The organism is Sediminicola sp. 1XM1-17 (genome assembly GCF_037203765.1).
Lineage (GTDB): Bacteria > Bacteroidota > Bacteroidia > Flavobacteriales > Flavobacteriaceae > Sediminicola.
Window position 1 is genome coordinate 274,259 of sequence record NZ_JBBCAS010000003.1, and the last position, 18,719, is coordinate 292,977.

Below are 18,719 nucleotides of genomic sequence, written 5' to 3' on the forward strand. Positions count from 1 at the left end.
AGCTGAATATTGAACTCAAACCGCTGTGCCGCAAGTCATGGCGGTTTTTTTTGATCTTGCCATCAATGAATGGTGGTTTCGTATTGTGTTTCGGTATAAGGATTAAGGATGAACCTCCTCCTTTTTGGATTCAGAATCTTCTTCCCGACTAAGTAATATGTTGAGTGGTTTCCATGCTTCAATATGCCCACTTACGATTTTGAGAATTGCCACAAAGGGGATAAACAATACCATTCCTGATACACCCCACATAATTCCACCTCCTATAAGGGCCACCAGAATGGCCCAGGTACTAACATTCATCTGTTCCCCTACAACTTTTGGAAATATAATACTGCTCTCCAAATATTGGACAATGGAAAAAACGACTACTACCCCCAAGGGATAAAGCCATGAGCCTGTAGTTAAATAAACCACCGAAATGGGCAATAGTGCGCTAATTATTATACCAACATAAGGCACAATGGTCATTATGGCACTTAGCATACCAAACAGAATGGCATGTTCCACACCTAAAATGAGCAGGCCAATACTGTTGAGTATACCAACAATGGCATATACCTTGATAAGGCCCACAATATATTTATAGTAGGAATGGGAGACCTCATTGAGGATGTAGTACAGGCGGGAGTGGTATTGTTCAGATATCATGGACAGTAATACCTTTACAAATTGTCCACGATGATAAAGGAACAATACGGCAAAAACAGGGATCATGAACAGGGCAAATATAAAATTTCCAATATCTTTAAATAGGGACTGTAAAAAAGTCCCGACTCCATTTCCGGAATTGGCGGTTAAATTTTCTATCCAATAGGTTTCCAAATTAAAATCTATATCAAATTGTTCATGCAACCACCCTTGTAAACTTTCTTCCAATTTTTCAATTAGTAGCGGAATATCATTTTTTAAATAATTCAATTGCCATATCAAGATCCAAAAAATACCGAGGAACAAAAGGAAAACAAGTGCCATAGAAACCGTGATCGCCAAACTTTTGGGCCATTTTTTCTTTTCAAGGGTTTTACAAAATGGATAAAGAATAAGTGCTATTAAAAGCGCGAAGGACAAGGGGATAAACAGAGCTTGGCCAAAATAAAGGATTATAATAGAGAATAACAGTATCTGTAGGTATTTGAGGTAGGACCCGGATAAGCTGTTATTTATCTTCATGGTAAAGGTTTATTTAAGAAATATAAAACCATTCTATCTCCTTGATTGAATACACCTTTTAGGGACAATCCACGCTTTAATGCGAATTACAGCCATTTTTTTGAACTTCCAAGTATTAAATCAATATTTCAAATGGTTGGTTTTGATCTCTTTTCGTACTCTAATGTAATGATTTCATTTAATTTAGAATATCTAATTCTGGAATAGAATTACAGAATTGTCCTAATTTTTTGACAAAGGAAGCAGATGATATAACTCGGGCTATCCCTCTGTTTTGTCACTTGTACTTAATTTATAGGTCTTACCGCGGTTTTCGAAAGTACCTTAGAACTGCGTCCAGCAAAAATAAAAGAGCCCATGTACAAATAGTTTATGGACTCTTCGATTTTTTTGTATTATCCAAGATGGATAAAGCCAGCGTATAGGAATAAGAGGAAGGGAGGGGCCTTGGATTTATTTACCTCCTTTAGTCTGCTCGGAATACGTGCTTTCAAATATCTTGTCCGCATTGGCAGATTCAAAACCATCCCGTCTATGTTTGCGTTCTATGGAAGATGGTTCCAAATGCCTAAATTCTGGCAGGACCAATCTTTCGGCAAATTCCACATAACTCCCTGCTATTTCCATTTTTTGACCGCCAAAAAACGCTGCTTCCACCATTTTTGCTATGGTGCTGCTTTGTTTAAGCAGGCCATCGGGACTGGTCTTGATTTTCCCTCCCGAGGTATTCAAGGAAATCCCTTCAGATTCCAAGAATATATTGAACTTTTCAACGGTGTTGAATTCCTCGGAAAATTCATGGACACTTATCGTATAGTGGTTCAGGTAATATCTGTTATGGATAACCCATGCCGCGTATTCACTTTCTTCTGCCAAACTATTGTAATCGGATATGGTAGGGAGTTGCCACAAGGGCCTATAAAAAAAATCACCAACAGCCTGGACATCATTTAGATCCAGGGCATCCACTGGGTCCGATGTAATGTGCTTTGTATATTCATGAATGATATTTCGAGATTTTTGGGAAAGATCCTGTACCCGCAATTCACTCAGAAAGATACGCGGATACGCATCTGAAGGAGGCGCATACCAATACGCATTTAGTTTTTTGCCTTCAAAAAAATAGTAATCCTTTTTCTCGTATCCGTAATGGAGAAAAATTTTCTCGAAAGAGGCAATCCCCAAATTTGGGACCCCCAAAGTCCGGAATGCAATATGGTCATTTACAATTTCATTTTCATTATTGATGATGCCACGTGCAATCATGGCAGCAGTTACCTTTTCCACGTCAGGTACTCTGGTCTTATAAGGAGTGAACAGGGTATCCAATACACGGGCCAAGGGGGAAAAATCATTTGTTATCATAATAGCGTAATTTTTGACAAAATTAGTCGTACTTTTAATTAGAAACAATTGTTATTTAGTGTTAAATGATAAGAAATACTAATCAATTAGAATTAAGATCCCTACGCTATTTCTTGGTTTTGGCCGACACATTGCATTATACGCATGCTGCAGAACTATTATTTATATCTCAATCTGCCTTGAGCCAGCATATAAAACAACTTGAACTTACCTTGGGTTCTCCATTGTTCAATAGGACGAATCGTAAGGTGGCCCTCAACAAAGCCGGCGAATTATTGGTGAAGGAAGCCAATCTAATCTTAAAGCAGGTAGACCAATCCATGGGCCGATGGCAGTTGTCCTTGACGGGCGTAATGGGCGAGTTGAAAATAGGTTTTGTAGGCTCTGCCATGCAGGGATATCTTCCTCCTATTATAAAAGAATTTAGCAAAGTCCACCCCCACATCAATTTCTATCTGGAGGAATTCACCAATGCAGAACAATTGAAAGGGCTGGAACAGGAGCACTTGGATATTGGCTTTATGCGATCCAATAAAGTACCTTCGGATATACAGTTGAAGTCTGTTTACCGTGAGAATTTTTCCTTGGTATTACCTTTGGAACATCCCTTGGATTCTTCCACTTTTACCAATATGGGACAACTTTCTGAAGAGTCTTTTATTCTGTTTCCAAATGAAAACAGCCCCATGTATTATCAGCAAATACAGAATCTTTGCGCCGATCATGGGTTTAGCCCCCGTATTTCCCATAAATCCATTCATGGGCCTACCATCTTTAAGTTGGTAGAAAATGCGATGGGAATCGCCATTGTTCCCAATTCGCTCCGCGATGAGCACAATTATAAAATCAAATTTTTGGAATTGGACCAAGTTCCTTACAAAACGGAATTGTTTGCGGCTTGGAAAAAGGGAAATGAAAATCCAGCACTTCAGTATTTTTTGGAATTGATTTAAAATTGTTGAATATATTGTATCCTCAAAGGATCATTTGAAGCTTTTAACCATTGCCCTTCATGGAAAAAATTGAAATGGATTACAACAAAATCAAGATAACTGCGGAGCAGGCCGAAAGGTTGTGCCAAGAACTTTATAATATAACGGGAAGTGCGGTAATGCTCCCGGGGGAAATCGATTTTAATTTTAAAATTGTTGATGGCCATGGGGAAGGGTACATTTTAAAAATATCACGTCCCGATGAGAACGTGGATTATTTGGATTTTCAACAAAAGCTATTGCAACATGTTTGGGATCACGGACAAGGATTGATATGCCCTAAGGTGATCAATGATGTCAATGGGATGTCAATCTCTGAATTTAATGACGAAAATGGGCAACTGAGGAAAGTCCGACTCCTATCTTGGATCTCGGGGAGGGTATGGAGTTCTGTAAAGCCTCAGTTGGATGACCTTCGCTATAGCCTGGGTGAACAAGCGGGGAAATTGACCAAGGCCTTGCAAGGGTTTGACCATGAAGTAGCGCATAGGCCATTGGATTGGGATTTGGGGCAAGCTGCTTGGACAGAAGCCCATATTGATTTGTTTAAGGGTGAAGAAAGGGAAATTATATTGGCATTTCAGGAAGAATTCAAAAAGGCCCAACCTACCTATTCCAAACTTAGAAGAGCGGTGGTCCATAATGATGCCAACGACAACAACATTATTGTTTCCGAAAATCTCTTGGATCCTAGTGTGATTTCGGCCATAGATTTTGGGGATGCAGTTTATACCCAGGTCATCAATGATCTGGCAATTGCCTGTGCCTATGCCATCATGCGGCACAACGATCCACTGGCAGCGGCTTTGCCCATTGTAAAAGGGTACCATAGTGCTTTTCCCTTGACCGCAGACGAATTGGAGCAATTGTATCTTGCCATCGCCATGCGGCTGGTCATTTCAGTAACAAAATCGGCCATCAATAAAGTTAAGGAACCAGATAACCATTATCTGCTGGTAAGTGAAAAACCTGCATGGGAACTACTTCAAAAATGGAAATTCGTCGACGCTGAATTTGCCCATTATAGTTTTAGGGCTGTTTGCGGATTTAGTGCTCACCCAAATGAGGAGGAATTTTCAAAATGGGCAAACCAACAATCATTCTACTTGGAAAATTTGTTTCCATCCATCAAATCCAACGAAGTGCATCATCTCGACCTGAGTGTGTCCAGTACTTGGATAGGGCACGAAAAGGATTTTAACGATCTGGACTACTTTCAGTTCAAGATCAATAGATTGCAAGGTCAACAACCAACAAAAACACTTGCAGGAGGGTATTTGGAACCAAGACCTATTTATACTTCGGACGCCTATGATAAAATCGGGAATAAAGGACGGGAAAGTAGGACCATACATTTAGGGATCGATTTTTGGTTGCCGGCAATGACACCGGTCCACGCGCTTTTTAAAGGAGAGGTAGTGGCCGCAGTTAACGATGCAGGGGACAAGGAATATGGAGGTCTGGTAATTTTGAAACATAAAGAGGATGATTTGGAATTTTATACCCTTTATGGTCATTTAACGGTTGACAGTGCCTTAAAAAATAGCATTGGTGATAAGATTAATGTGGGAGATATTATCGGTGAGCTAGGAAGTTATCCTGAAAACGGGAATTGGGCGGCCCATCTCCATTTTCAAGTAATGCTGTCCATGCTTAACTACAAAGTAGATTATCCTGGAGTGGCTTACTACAATCAAATTGAAGTATGGAAAAGCATTTGCCCAGATCCCAATTTATTGTTCAAATCAGAGGCCCTGCGTGCCAATAGTGCTACTTCCAATGATGATATCATTGCCTTTAGAAAGCAACATTTGGGCAAGAGTCTCAGCTTACAATACAAAACCCCCATTAAAATGGTTCGGGGAGCCGGACAATATCTTTTGGATCAGTATGGCAGAAAATATTTGGATACCGTAAACAATGTGGCGCATGCAGGGCATGAACATCCAGAGGTGGTCAGGGCCGGGCAGGAGCAGATGGCTCTGATCAACACCAATACCCGCTATTTGCACGAAAACATTAATAACTTGGCAAAAGAGTTGTTGGAGACCCTTCCGCCAGAATTGAGTGTACTTCATTTTGTGAACTCCGGGAGTGAGGCGAATGAATTGGCCATAAGAATGGTAAGGACCGTTACGGGAGAGCAGGATATCTTGGCCTCAGAGGTTGGTTACCATGGCAATACCAATACCTGTATCGACATCAGCTCCTATAAGTTTGATGGTAAGGGAGGACAAGGAGCACCGGAGCATACCCATATTTTTCCTCTGCCCGATGCGTTTAGAGGTAAATATAGGGGAGACCATACAGGGAACTCCTATGCAGATGAGGTTCAAAGGCAAATCTTAAATATTCACGGCAAAGGGCGCAATGTAGGCGGATTTATCATAGAACCTATAATCAGTTGTGGGGGCCAAATAGTCCTGCCTAAGGGGTTTTTGGAAAGGGCATATGAATATGTCAGGGCTGCAGGCGGACTTTGTATTTCAGATGAGGTACAGGTAGGTTGTGGAAGAATGGGTAAAACCTTCTGGGGCTTCCAATTATATGATGTGATTCCGGACATAATTACAATTGGAAAACCTTTGGGAAACGGTCACCCTTTGGCCGCGGTAGCCTGTACACAAGAGGTAGCTGAAAAGTTCGCCAATGGGATGGAGTTTTTCAACACCTTTGGGGGTAATCCGGTTTCTTGTGCCATAGGAACGGAAGTAATCAGGATAGTAAAACGGGAGAAATTGCAAGCCCGCGCCTTGGAAGTGGGGACCTATTTGAAATTGGAACTTAATAAATTGGCTGTAGAATTTCCTATTATCGGCGACGTAAGGGGTGAGGGCCTGTTTTTGGGCATTGAATTGGTAGATTCATCCTTGAAGCCCTTGGCAGAGCAGACAGATTATTTGGCCAATAGGATGAAAGACCACGGTATTCTTATGAGTACGGATGGTCCAGATCATAATGTCTTGAAAATTAAACCACCCATGGTCTTTACGAGGGAAAATGCCGAAGAACTGATCTTTTATCTAAGAAAGATCCTAGCGGAAGATTATATGGAAATGGAAAAGGTATTTGATGATGAAATTTCATAGCCTAACAACCTAAAGTCGGTACAGCACTATAGTTTTTATAAAAAATGGTTGAATGACGCATAGCGGGCTTCACTCAGTTTTGATTTCTTGGGGAGTGCCCGCATCTATCAATTCCAAGGCTCCTTCTATATAGATTTCCCCCGTCATTTCTCCGAGGTTGACCTCGCTGATGTAATTATAGCGAGCAAAACTCATAAAATCCACTTTGGTCATCATATATCCGAAGGCATCATTGGTCAGGCCAAAAAGAAAGGCATGTTCTGTCTTCATTTTTCGCTTTAGGTAAAATCCTATATTGGGGAGTGCTTCCCCTGGAACGGTCAAGATTTTGGCTGAACCAATTTCCAACAGGTTGATTCTAGACGAAATATGGCCATTATCAATGAACTTCCTACTATAGGGAGCGTTACTTAATAAAGAGGCTTTTGAAGGTGAGTCTATAGGGAATTGAAGGGTTTTATGGGTACAAAGGAGTACTGGATCTCGTTGGATCTCTCCTTCATTCACAATTCTTAGGGCCTCATCGGCAAGAAGGTGCCCAATACGTTCACATTCTTTCCAATCGGTAGATTTTTTGCCGTCCGCCCTTCGATTGTCTGCCGTAATCATACCTCCTAGGGCCCCATTGAAAAAAAAGGCCATACCTCCTGTCCGTTCCTCAATCCTTGTATACAATGGGCCACAAAGGTCTGGACTGAGTATGCCTTGTTCATTTCCGATTATTTCGGGATGGATAGCAAAGTTCACTAGTGTTGCTATTACCTCATTGTTGGTGTTCAGCGCCTGAATTACGCCACAGCGTGGATCGTAGAGCTTAGGTGCATAATAGTTATAGGCTATACCATCGGCCGCTTTGCCCACAGCAATCCTCAAGTTGGCGGTGACCAGGTTTTTCTTGGCCTCATTTACAGCATCCGCTATCTGTGTGGCGGCCCATTTCAAATAGATGGTATCTGCCCGAATATGTCCTTTTTCGTCGGGATAGGCGTAAGCGTCAGGGGCACTGTGGGTATGGGTGGATGAAAGGAGTATGTTCTCCGGCGGGATGCCTTTGATACTGGACCGTGAAATATCTCCCAATCCCGCTGGCCAACCTAGGTTATCAATACTGACCATGGCAATTCTCACTTTTCCTTTTTCCATGACCATGGCACGAACCGTCAATTCCCCAAGCTTTTGGGTGGTGGGCAGCGGAGCATCTAAACCACCGGAAACTGAAATCAGGGGATCTGGGGTAATGTTCCTCATCGCTACCCCTACTTTAAATGTTTGTCCATAGCAACCGGCCTGTAGCAAGAAAAAGCAAAGGAAAATATGGATCGGATTGATTTTCATATGCGGTTTGTATCTTGATTAGACCTGAGCTCACTTTATAGAGATGCCTAATTTATATAATCTAATCTAAAAATGTCAAGTTTTTACCAAGATCTCCTTTTTTGAGAATTAGCACGAGCATGGCAGGAAGCCTCATAAAGGGTATATGTAGTGTCGTTGTTAGAATTTTAGTCAATTATTTTTACGTTTGAGATCTTGTGGAGTACCACTACAAAGAAGGTTTCAAGTTTACGAATTTCACATATTTAGGATAATATCCAACTATGGGAACCCTCCGATTTGGACCTTAAATGTTCTAAAGAGCCTTCTTTCAGTTATCCTTTAGGGGTATTTACAAAGGAAAATGCCGAAGAACTGATCTTTTACCTACGGAGAATATGTAGCGAGGATTTTATGAAATCGTTTTAACAACAGGGGATCATAAGGATTGGTCCAAAACCAAATGATAGTCAGGGCCATCCATATTTTATTTAATGGTAGCTTCTTTCTCTTTGGTCGGGAAGGATTGTTTAGGGCGTACCGATGAAAAAGAATCAGGGCTCATCTTAATGGTTGATTTCGTCCTGTCTTAAAACCCCAGAAAATTCGTCCTTTTCAAAATCTTCATTGTTCATCCAGTAATCGGAGGATATGATTTGATATTGATGCTCCCCATTGGGTATCAATTCCCATATGATGTTATGGGCATCACTGAGTTCTTGGTCAGAATCGAGTTTTTCGTCAAATAATCTTTTCAATAAACTTCTATCGGAAAGCAGGTCACTGATGCATCGTAGTACCACTTCCTTGTTAATGACAACCTTATCCTTGAAAAAAAGTTCGATATCGATTTGGGAAGCTATGGTCCTAGGAAATTTACCATTATAGGCATCATGTAATAATTGGTTGATATTGAATAAGGGATAATGTAATGAGATGTCAGGATACTCTTCAGCTACCTTATCCTGAAGTATTTCGTGGGCCAAATTTTTTATCTGCCCGGGCTTTAGGATATCCGATAGTTTGTAGTCCAAGACAATTGCCGCAGCTTCGGCAGGATCGTAATCGGAGATGGCCAAAGATAGCATTTCGATTAGTTCATTTTCAGCAATACTTTTAGCATCGGGAAATTCAAAAAGTTCCAGTAATTTGATATAATCTTCTTTGGACCAGTACCCTTCTATTTTTGATATGGATTTTATTTTTCTAAGTTTTATTTGAAAATTCATGGATTTTTGTGGAATTAAGTGAATCTATTGTAATCTCAAACATTGATAATATGAATACACACCTTTATAGGTTCTATTATTTTTTTCTATGTTAAAGCTACAACAAAATATCAGTTGTTCTTCTACAACTTTTTGAGCGACAAAGTTGTTTGTTTTCCTTAATTTGGTTTTTGGACTTAGGTATGGTAAGGGAATGGTCTTATTGGATAAAAAGGGTTTTTCCAGTCTAAAAGTTTTTCTTCATCATTTTTAAAATGGACCTTTTTACCCCAGGGGATAAAGAATCCAGGTACATGTTTTGGGTGAGAAGTACTACCTCTTTATTTAGGTCTGGATATTTGTGGGCTATTTTAGAGATATATTTAAAGGCAGTAAACCTAACGGAGGGTTTCTTGTTTGTCTGTTCCCATAAAGACACGCATAGATCGTATAAAATGCCCTCCTGCACGTCATTAAGTTGCATTTTCATTAGAATTTTTATCAGTTCCCGCTGATGCCCATCCGATTTATTGGGAATATTATCCAGTATTCTTTGAATATGTTTTTGAACATGGCGGTCATTTTTATCAATACAGCTCCACAACAACCAAGCTGCCCTCCAAGAATAGGGCTGCTTGTCCGCAATAGCCAAATTGATGGCCTCATCATAATATTCAGGATGTGCTTGCAAGAAGGAAATCATTTCTGCTTTATGCGTATGGGTCAAAACGTATTCCAATTTGGTCTCCATAATACTTCAACTAATATTTTGTTCAGGGAAACCCCAATGCGAAGGCCATAATATAAGAAGATCTGCCTGGTGGGTTGTTGATCCGAAAATTTTGGAATCAAGTCCCAGATTTTTCATGAAATGGTATTTGGAGAAGAAGACTGCTACTTACCCAAAACGGAATTCTCACTTTAGAGCATCCATAATAACACCAGCGACAACCCCAATAATCAACCCAAACAAAAGACCAAATGATACACCGTGACTCATATTCCCCGTTACGCTACCATAGATAATTCCAAGTAGTAATCCAATAATAAAGCCGTAGGCGATAAATTTAACATTGATCATTAGAAGTATTTTAAAGGTTATGGCTCGTTTTGGTCAAAAAAGGTACAAAAACTAAAAATACCATCAAAATATGGGTTGCTTGGTAGAGCACTATCAGCTTAATCCCGGAGATAATCGTTTCATAGATGAAGAGAATTGGCCATAGTTATAATCTATGGAATTCAGCATTTGGATAGAATTTATTTTGGTAAATTTAGACTTTGAAGTTGAAAATTATAAAAACCTAATTGAAATGGAAAACAATAATAAGAACTCCAATGGCAATGTATATGATGTTAATACATCGGATGCATCTCAATGCCCATTTTTGAATGGTGAAATGAAGCAAGCCGCTGGGGGAGGAACTGGTATAAGAGATTGGTGGCCCAATCAACTGAAATTGAATATTTTAAGACAAAACTCCTCTTTGGTAGATCCCATGGACAAGGATTTTAATTATGCGGAGGAATTCAAATCTTTGGACTTAAAGGCGGTAAAGCAAGACTTGACCAATTTAATGACCGACAGTCAAGATTGGTGGCCAGCAGATTATGGACACTATGGACCATTTTTTATCCGAATGGCTTGGCACAGTGCCGGTACATATCGTATCGGAGATGGCCGTGGCGGTGCAGGCTCAGGTTCCCAGCGTTTTGCACCCCTGAACAGCTGGCCGGATAATGCAAATTTAGATAAGGCCCGACTTTTGTTATGGCCAATCAAACAGAAATATGGAAAGAAGATTTCCTGGGCAGATTTAATGATATTGGCCGGTAATGTAGCCCATGAATCCATGGGATTGCCCATGTTCGGTTTTGCAGGTGGTCGTGAAGATATCTGGCAGCCGGAAGAAGATATCTACTGGGGGTCGGAGACAGAATGGCTAGGCAATAAAGAAAGATATAATGAAGATGGTGAGTTGGAGAGTCCATTGGGTGCGGCACATATGGGATTGATCTATGTAAATCCAGAAGGACATAATGCCAATCCGGATCCCGTGGAAGCAGCGCATTACATCAGGGATACTTTTGGCCGTATGGCAATGAACGATTATGAAACGGTAGCATTGATTGCAGGAGGACATACCTTTGGAAAGACTCACGGCGCAGCCAAAGATAGCGATTGGTTGGAGCCAGAACCAGCCGGGGCTTCCATTGAAATGCAGAGCATGGGATGGAAAAACAATTTTGGGACCGGAAAGGGTGCAGATACCATTACCAGTGGTCTGGAAGGTGCTTGGACCAATACGCCTACAAAATGGAGCCATACCTATTTTGAGAATTTATTTGGCTACGAGTGGGAACTGACGAAAAGTCCTGGCGGAGCTTGGCAATACAAGCCAGTAGGGGATGCAGGTGCCGGAACTGTTCCGGATGCTCATGACCCAACCAAAAAACACGCCCCTTTCATGTTGGTTACCGACCTTTCCTTGAGAATGGATCCTGCCTACGAGAAAATTTCAAGACACTTTTTAGAAAATCCGGAGGAATTTGCCGATGCCTACTCCCGTGCTTGGTTTAAATTGACGCACCGCGATATGGGTCCAATAGAACGCTACTTGGGGCCAGAAGTACCACAAGAAGAGTTGTTATGGCAAGATCCTGTTCCAGCAGTAGACCATGAATTGATCAATGACGGTGATGCAACTAATTTAAAGGCCACTATTTTAGGGTCGGGCTTATCCGTTTCCGAATTGGTTTCAGCTGCTTGGGCTTCGGCTTCAACGTTCCGAGGATCAGACAAACGTGGAGGGGCCAATGGCGCACGCGTTCGTTTGGCACCTCAAAAAGATTGGACAGTAAACAATCCAAAACAACTGGAAAAATTGTTGAAAACTCTTGAAGGTATTCAAACGGATTTCAACAATGCCCAAAAAGGAAACAAAAAAGTTTCCCTTGCAGACGTAATAGTTTTGGCAGGTTCTGCAGCTGTGGAAAAGGCAGCCAAAAACGGCGGGCACAATATAAGTGTACCATTTGCCCCGGGGCGCACTGATGCAACGGCAGCTCAAACGGATGTGGATGCTTTTGAGGCATTGGAACCTCGTGCAGACGCTTTCCGTAACTATGCTAGAAAAAATTTCCCGTTGAAAGCAGAGGAAGTTATGGTGGACAAAGCACAATTGATGACCTTGACCGCTTCTGAAATGACCGTATTGGTAGGTGGCATGCGGGTATTGGATACGAATTTTGATCATTCCAAGCACGGAGTGTTCACCCAAAATCCAGGGGTCCTCACCAATGATTTCTTCGTGAATCTATTGGACATGGGAACTACTTGGAAAGCCATTTCTGAGGACGACAACGTTTTTGAGGGTAGCGATAGAAAGACCGGAAAAGTAAAATGGACAGGGACCCGAGTGGATCTAATTTTTGGATCGAACTCTGAGTTACGAGCCCTAGCAGAAGTATATGCCTGTTCAGATGCCAAGGAGAAATTCATCAAGGATTTTGTAGCGGCATGGACCAAAGTGATGAACCTTGATCGTTATGATCTAGCTTAATTTCAATAATAATTGCCGAAAGGCGAGGATTCTGAGTGAATCTGTTTGTAAAAAAGGCGGTCTGAAACATGACCGCCTTTTTTTTATACTATTTTTAAATAGTAGACTAATGAGAACCTTAGGATTTTATAATTACAATCCTTAGTTCTTTTTATTTTTTGTCTGGCCAGGTGCATAGGCCTTGGCGGATTTACTTCCCGTTACCTTCTTCACTTGCCCTGGGGCAGTATTTTTTCCATTTAAGGCTACGGTGGATCTACAACCAGTTGTTAATCCAACCAACAGGACCAGGAACAAACCAACTTTTAATATTCTAGCAAACATAACTTCAAATTTAAGTTGGCGAAATTATATTATTTTAAGATTGCTTATCGATTTAATAATAATATTTATCTGAAATGAAGAAGGCCGATATTCAAAAAGGTTTGTATAGGGTGCTACATGGTTAATTGACTGCTATAAGACTGGTCTTAGTGCTTTTTTTACGAAATTCCCTTACATTCATGTACAGGAATATAACCCCAAAAACAATGCATACAAAAACGGATTGGTGCTAACCAATCAGTTTTTGAATTAAAGGTTTAAACCTTGTAGCGTGAAGGGCGTCACATTCCCTTGACCTCCGGGTTATGAACCAGGCTTCATGATTTTCAATTGCTTATATACCGGGCCTACAAGAGCTATTTTATAAAATCGTGTACAAAAACGTGATCACTTTCATGTTCACTTTGATCAATAAATAATTATATCAGCAGGTCTGATTTTTTGTATTGTTAATTTCAGAATGGGTCATTATGGCGTACAAATTGTGGTGGTTTGGCTGTATTATGGTTTCAACATTTTGTCCTACTTTGGTAGGATGAATTGATCGTAAAGTTTATTGATTGACCTGGGTTCACCAATAATTGTTAGCACATCGTTTTCAAGAAACACGGTCTTTCCTTTTGGAGTAAAAGAACTGCCATCCCTGTCTACTAATACAACCAATACATCCTGGGGCAGTATTGCTTCCATAAGTTTTTTATTAATGAAAATATTGGACGGTTCATTTTTGCTTAATGGGAAAGTTATATATCGCTTGTCATGCAAAAGATACTCTATAATTTCCTTTGCTGATTTTAAAGAGAAAACATCTTTAATAAAGTAGTCGCGTTCTGCAATATCAATTATACTTGATAACATGCGAAGCTGCTGTTTTGGGTTATTCTCATCGTTTACCAGGAAAAAAAATATTTTTATTTTTTCCTTGATCAAAATCCCATGTTTTTCAACTGGTTTTTCAATGCTTTCTTCACACAATACAATATGGAGTACCGGATGGATTATATCCGGTTTTTTTGCATAAAGGAGAGAAACTTCGGGAATTACCAAAGCAGGATCTATAGGAGTTGTTTTTAGGAATTCTTCATATAGACTATTACCATCAACATTTATTTCCAGAGCAATGGAATTGGCTACATCTTGTACCAAATCTTCAAATATAGCATTATCGATAAAATGTATTTGTGAACGAACAATTGTCTGGTTGAACGGATCATCCTGGCGCAATCCTTTCTCACGCAAAATCATCATAAACTCATTTTCTAGTTCATCGTGCTGATGTTTGCCCAACAAAGCAAACCAGTGATAAATAGCTCCTTCTCTTTTTACTTTGGATCGAAAGAAAAATATATACCACAAGTATGCAAGAATAATGGTAATTAAAGTAAATGCTAGCGCTCCCCATCCCATAAAAAACATTAGAGCCAGCGAAGAAATAATACCGAATATTTGCATCCATGGATAAAGGGGCGAACGATAGCCGGGATCGTATGAAGCTATTTTACTATTTCGAAAAACGATGACAGAAAAGTTTATAGCCATGAATATGAACAATTGAAATGTACTTGCGAGTTTAACAATGCCCTCTTCGGAAAGGATGATAATAAACATTATAATTAATCCTGTGGTAAGGAGAATTGCAGGAACGGGGGTTCCCCAGCGACTGATCATGCTAAATTTTTCAGAAAATAATTTGTCCCTAGCCATGGCTAGAGGATAGCGCGAAGTGGCAAGAATACCTGCATTTCCCGTAGAAGCAAAGGCAAATAAAGCAGCTATTACAATAATATACAAACCTGTTTTTGGCGGTAACCAACTGAATAACTGCTGCGCTGCAGTAGCAGCAGGCGAAAGGTCTTGTGAAAGTGCTTCATTACCAATAACACTTACCATAACAAACACACCAAACACATAGATCAAACCGGTTACCAATAGCGACAAGGCCATTCCTAAGGGTATATTCCGTTCCGGGTTTTTAATTTCTTCGGCAACACTGGCTATTTGTGTAAGCCCTAAATAAGAAACAAAAACGAAACCAGTTGTAAAAATTAGGCCATTGACTCCACCGGTAAAAAATGGATTATAATTGTACTTGTCAAATCCTAAGGAGGATTTAGTTCCTGACAAAATATTCCAAAAACCATCCGCGATAAATGCCCCTAGAACTAAAAGTAACACAATCACTAATATTTTTTGAATACCGGAAGATTTTCGCGCTCCGAATATATTCAGAATAGAAAATATTATGGCAAAAATTACTGCGGTTTCTTTTATTGGGATATCCCAAAATATGGAACCATAAGCGCCAATTCCAACAAGCGCAAATGCTGTTTTTAAAAGAAGGGCTATATATGTTCCGAATCCGCCAATCGTCCCCATCAACGGTCCCAGACTTCGATCAAGAAAGAAGTAAGCTCCGCCAGAGCGTGGCAAGGCAGTGGATATTTCGGCAACACTAAACATTGCCGGCATTATTAAAATTCCGGCAAGAAAATATGCCAAAATCACCGATGGTCCGGTATGATAAGCGGCCAGCCCCGGCAATAGAAAAAAGCCAGAACTAAACATAGCTCCCGTACTTAAAGCGAAAACGTCAAACAATCCTAGTTCTTTTTTTAGTTTCATAGCTTTCTTCTAGTCGTATATATGTCTGCTTATACTTCAGGCAACCCCAAAAGTGGAGTATTTATACCTTGTCATAACTGGGGTTCCAATTTTAATGACTTCACTATTATGATAATCATTTAATTCTTGTGGCTATGCTGTTGCACCATTTTAATAGAGGACTAACCTACTAATTATCAATATCATCGGGTTAAATAAAGATAAGGGTTATTTTTAATTGAAATGCTTTTTCAGATTTTATGGAATTTTTTAAAATAACATTTGAAGATTTACTAGAGTCAAATGCGACCATGATATTATTAAATAATTTCATAATAATTAATTTGTTTGTCACTTCAAGCTTGAAAAGGTTTGAGCTTCATTGATTGAATTTGATAAACGTTAATACTAATTATAGTAATGCCATTTTAATGATAGTATTCCCATCAGAATAAATAGTAAAACTTACGTGTCTTATTCTGAATAATGGATATTAATTATTCTTTTTTTTAGATCAATACCTCGCCTGACTGATGTATCTGGTAAATAAAATGATGCCAAAGAAGTCTAAACAATGTTGAATTATTTTGCAGATAAGCTGTTGTTAGAGAAGTAATGGGGTACGTTTTTATTCCTTAATCTCAAAATTCAGTAATTATTTTTAGTAAAGTCTGTATTTTTAAACGTCAGGTCCTAAAATAATTGTTAGCAAGGATTTCATTTTAAGAAATCCGCCTGTCAATAATTATACATATTGCTGGCAACCGTTTTTTTTATGCGTATTCAACCTCTAAATAGCCAAAATCGATAATCCAATTTTCGTGTTCAAAATCAGATGGTTAAAAATTAAATTCCCGATAAATAGAAAATTCATAATCCATAGAATCGCAACCAATGGTTCTAAAATGAAAAACCCTAACCATCCAATCGTAATTGCTTCTAAAAATAAAGCCATAAAAAAAACGGTTTAGAGTGAACTAAACCGTTGTCTTTGGTACATTTTATTAATGTAGCGAGAGGGGGGCACGATCCCCCGACCTCCGGGTTATGAATCCGACGCTCTAACCAACTGAGCTACCTCGCCATTGCCGTTTTAAGCGGGTGCAAATATAGAGTTAAATTTCTTCCCAATCAAAATTCAAAAGGAAAAAATAATATTGGGCAATTATTTTTTTATCATGTAGAAATATATATATTGTCCGACGAAAACATTATATAGAATGAGCGATAAAGTGAAGTTTGAAGTTGAGTTTGTGATACAATCATCTCAACCCTTATTATACCAATATATTTCCACTCCTTCCGGCTTATCAGAATGGTTCGCAGATAACGTAAACTCAAGAGGGGAACGCTTTACCTTTATATGGGATGGGGCAGAAGAGGAAGCTAAATTATTGAAGCGAAAGAGTGATGAATTTGTACGATTTGCTTGGAACGAAGGAGAAGAGGATACCTATTTTGAAATGAGGATCATTGTGGATGAAATAACTTCCGATGTTTCTCTCTTCATTACAGATTTTGCTGACGAGGATGAGGTAGACGAAGCCAAGATGCTTTGGGAAAACCAAATCTCCAGTTTAAAGCAAGTTTTGGGATCTTCCTAAAACTTTTAGGCTATAAATCGGTATCTTTGCGCCTTGAATTTTCAAGGCTTTTTTTATGGTTAATTTTAACGGTGACATTCTATCCAAAGACACATTTTTTCTCAACCACGAAAACAGGGGATTGAGATATGGGGACGGACTTTTTGAAACCATTAGAGTGGTCAATGGTAAGGTTTTCTTTTGGGAAGACCATTATCTTCGTCTTATGGCCTCTATGCGAATTATGCGCATGGAAATACCGATGAACTTTACCATGGAATTTTTGGAGGAACAACTGATGCTTACCATAGCCTCCAACGGATTGGAAAATGCACCTGCTAGGGTTCGCTTGTCCGTTTTTAGGAACAATGGAGGGTATTATTTGCCAGCAACCAATGAAATTTCCTATATCATAGAGGTAGGGCAATTGGAGTCGCCCTTCTATATGATGGACCAGCAGGACTATGTTGTGGAGTTGTTCAAGGATTTTTATGTTAACCCTGACATGCTCTCAACATTGAAATCGAACAACAAGGCCATTAATATCGTAGGCAGTATTTATGCCAAGGAAAATGGGTACCAGAATTGTCTGTTGCTCAATAATCAGAAACAAGTGGTAGAGGCCCTAAACGGCAATTTGTTCTTGGTCAAGGGCAATACGATCAAGACCCCTCCCAAAAAAGATGGTTGCCTAAATGGCATTATTAGAAAGAAACTGATTGAAATGTTGGGCAAATTGGAGGCCTATACCCTGGAAGAAGTGTCTATTTCCCCATTTGATCTTCAAAAGGCCGATGAATTATTTATTACCAATGCCATTGTTGGGATTCAACCTATTACCAAGTACCGAAAAAAGGACTTTGAAACCAAGGTTGCTTCGGATTTGTTGGGGAAATTGAATGCTGCCGCTAGGTTGGGCTAATTGAGGTTCGGGTTTTCCGGAAAATTGGACCATAGGACGTATTCCCCGCCCAGTTCAATCATCTTTTCCTTCCAAAATGTATTGGCAGATTTGTGGATGATGTCACTTTTGTATTTATTGTGCACGACCACCCATGATTTGGAGTTGAGCTCTTGATCCAATTGTAGGGAATTCCATCCGGAGTAACCCAAAAAGAACCTGATATCCTTTTCGGTAATAAGGCCTTTATTAATGAGATCCACTATATTTTCGAAGTTGCCTCCCCAATAGATGCCATGGGAAATCTCAATACTGTCAGCTATCAAATGTGGTACCTTGTGAATGAAGTACAAGTTGTCCTGCTCTACGGGACCACCGTTATATACCTGAAAGGGTACGCTGATTTCAGTGACCAATTCATTGATGCTGTACATTAAAGGCTTGTTGAGTATAAACCCTACGGAGCCCTCTTCATTGTGTTCCGCGATCAAGACTACGGACCTGTTAAAAGAAACATCGCCTGTAAGTGTTGGTTCTGCAATTAAAAGTTTTCCTTTTTTTGGTTTAATGCTGACCATGACACAATGGTTTTTACTAAAAATAAGA

Annotated in this window: 14 protein-coding genes and 1 tRNA gene; 5 read left to right on the forward strand and 10 right to left on the reverse strand. The window is 39.7% G+C overall.

Translation table 11 applies throughout. The features are described 5' to 3' along the window. Positions 1-102: 102 nt before the first annotated feature. Together WAA86_RS06510 and WAA86_RS06515 are read right to left on the reverse strand one after the other, a co-directional pair. A complete protein-coding gene (locus WAA86_RS06510; RefSeq protein WP_337300183.1) occupies positions 103-1,173 on the reverse strand; it encodes an AI-2E family transporter in 1,071 nt (356 codons plus the stop codon). A 453-nt stretch (positions 1,174-1,626) separates the two neighbouring features. Next, positions 1,627-2,538: a DUF1338 domain-containing protein gene (locus WAA86_RS06515; RefSeq protein WP_337300184.1), complete on the reverse strand. Its 912-nt coding sequence runs from the start codon at positions 2,536-2,538 to the stop codon at positions 1,627-1,629. Positions 2,539-2,603: 65 nt separating this feature from the next. Between WAA86_RS06515 and WAA86_RS06520 the strand changes: the two genes are divergently transcribed. Further along, a complete protein-coding gene (locus WAA86_RS06520; protein WP_337300185.1) occupies positions 2,604-3,491 on the forward strand; it encodes a LysR family transcriptional regulator in 888 nt (295 codons plus the stop codon). 59 nt (positions 3,492-3,550) lie between these two features. Next, positions 3,551-6,619 (forward strand): aminotransferase class III-fold pyridoxal phosphate-dependent enzyme, encoded by a 3,069-nt coding sequence (locus tag WAA86_RS06525; RefSeq protein WP_337300186.1) that lies wholly within the window; start codon positions 3,551-3,553, stop codon positions 6,617-6,619. 69 nt (positions 6,620-6,688) lie between these two features. Here WAA86_RS06525 and WAA86_RS06530 read toward each other — a convergent pair whose 3' ends face one another. From WAA86_RS06530 to WAA86_RS06545, 4 genes are all read right to left on the reverse strand, one after another. Further along, a complete protein-coding gene (locus tag WAA86_RS06530; RefSeq protein WP_337300187.1) occupies positions 6,689-7,954 on the reverse strand; it encodes a hypothetical protein in 1,266 nt (421 codons plus the stop codon). A gap of 545 nt (positions 7,955-8,499) precedes the next feature. Beyond that, entirely contained in the window at positions 8,500-9,162 is a 663-nt protein-coding gene (locus tag WAA86_RS06535; RefSeq protein WP_337300188.1) for a hypothetical protein, read from the reverse strand. Positions 9,163-9,388: 226 nt separating this feature from the next. Further along, positions 9,389-9,892 carry a hypothetical protein gene (locus WAA86_RS06540; protein ID WP_337300189.1) on the reverse strand — a complete coding sequence of 168 codons (504 nt, stop codon included), beginning with the start codon at positions 9,890-9,892 and terminating at the stop codon, positions 9,389-9,391. 165 nt (positions 9,893-10,057) lie between these two features. Next, positions 10,058-10,222 carry a hypothetical protein gene (locus tag WAA86_RS06545; RefSeq protein ID WP_337300190.1) on the reverse strand — a complete coding sequence of 55 codons (165 nt, stop codon included), beginning with the start codon at positions 10,220-10,222 and terminating at the stop codon, positions 10,058-10,060. Positions 10,223-10,454: 232 nt separating this feature from the next. Here WAA86_RS06545 and katG point away from each other — a divergent pair, with 232 nt between their 5' ends. After that, the gene (katG, locus tag WAA86_RS06550; protein ID WP_337300191.1) at positions 10,455-12,704 is read left to right on the forward strand and encodes a catalase/peroxidase HPI; all 2,250 of its coding nucleotides are present in this window, start codon (positions 10,455-10,457) and stop codon (positions 12,702-12,704) included. Positions 12,705-12,845: 141 nt separating this feature from the next. Here the strand turns inward: katG and WAA86_RS06555 are convergent, their stop codons facing one another. From WAA86_RS06555 to WAA86_RS06565, 3 genes are all read right to left on the reverse strand, one after another. Beyond that, complete coding sequence (locus WAA86_RS06555; protein ID WP_337300192.1) at positions 12,846-13,028, reverse strand: hypothetical protein; 183 nt, start codon at positions 13,026-13,028, stop codon at positions 12,846-12,848. Positions 13,029-13,550: 522 nt separating this feature from the next. Further along, positions 13,551-15,650 carry an amino acid permease gene (locus tag WAA86_RS06560; RefSeq protein WP_337300193.1) on the reverse strand — a complete coding sequence of 700 codons (2,100 nt, stop codon included), beginning with the start codon at positions 15,648-15,650 and terminating at the stop codon, positions 13,551-13,553. 989 nt (positions 15,651-16,639) lie between these two features. Further along, positions 16,640-16,713 (reverse strand) — tRNA-Met (locus WAA86_RS06565). Between the two features lie 136 nt (positions 16,714-16,849). On the opposite strand from WAA86_RS06565, the gene WAA86_RS06570 reads away from it, so the two are divergent. Together WAA86_RS06570 and WAA86_RS06575 are read left to right on the forward strand one after the other, a co-directional pair. Then, positions 16,850-17,233, forward strand: a complete 384-nt coding sequence (locus tag WAA86_RS06570; protein WP_337300194.1) for an START-like domain-containing protein — start codon at positions 16,850-16,852, stop codon at positions 17,231-17,233. A gap of 55 nt (positions 17,234-17,288) precedes the next feature. After that, positions 17,289-18,134 carry an aminotransferase class IV gene (locus WAA86_RS06575; protein WP_337300195.1) on the forward strand — a complete coding sequence of 282 codons (846 nt, stop codon included), beginning with the start codon at positions 17,289-17,291 and terminating at the stop codon, positions 18,132-18,134. Here WAA86_RS06575 and WAA86_RS06580 read toward each other — a convergent pair. Next, positions 18,131-18,691 (reverse strand): YqgE/AlgH family protein, encoded by a 561-nt coding sequence (locus tag WAA86_RS06580; RefSeq protein WP_337300196.1) that lies wholly within the window; start codon positions 18,689-18,691, stop codon positions 18,131-18,133. The genes WAA86_RS06575 and WAA86_RS06580 overlap by 4 nt on opposite strands. Positions 18,692-18,719: the final 28 nt, after the last annotated feature.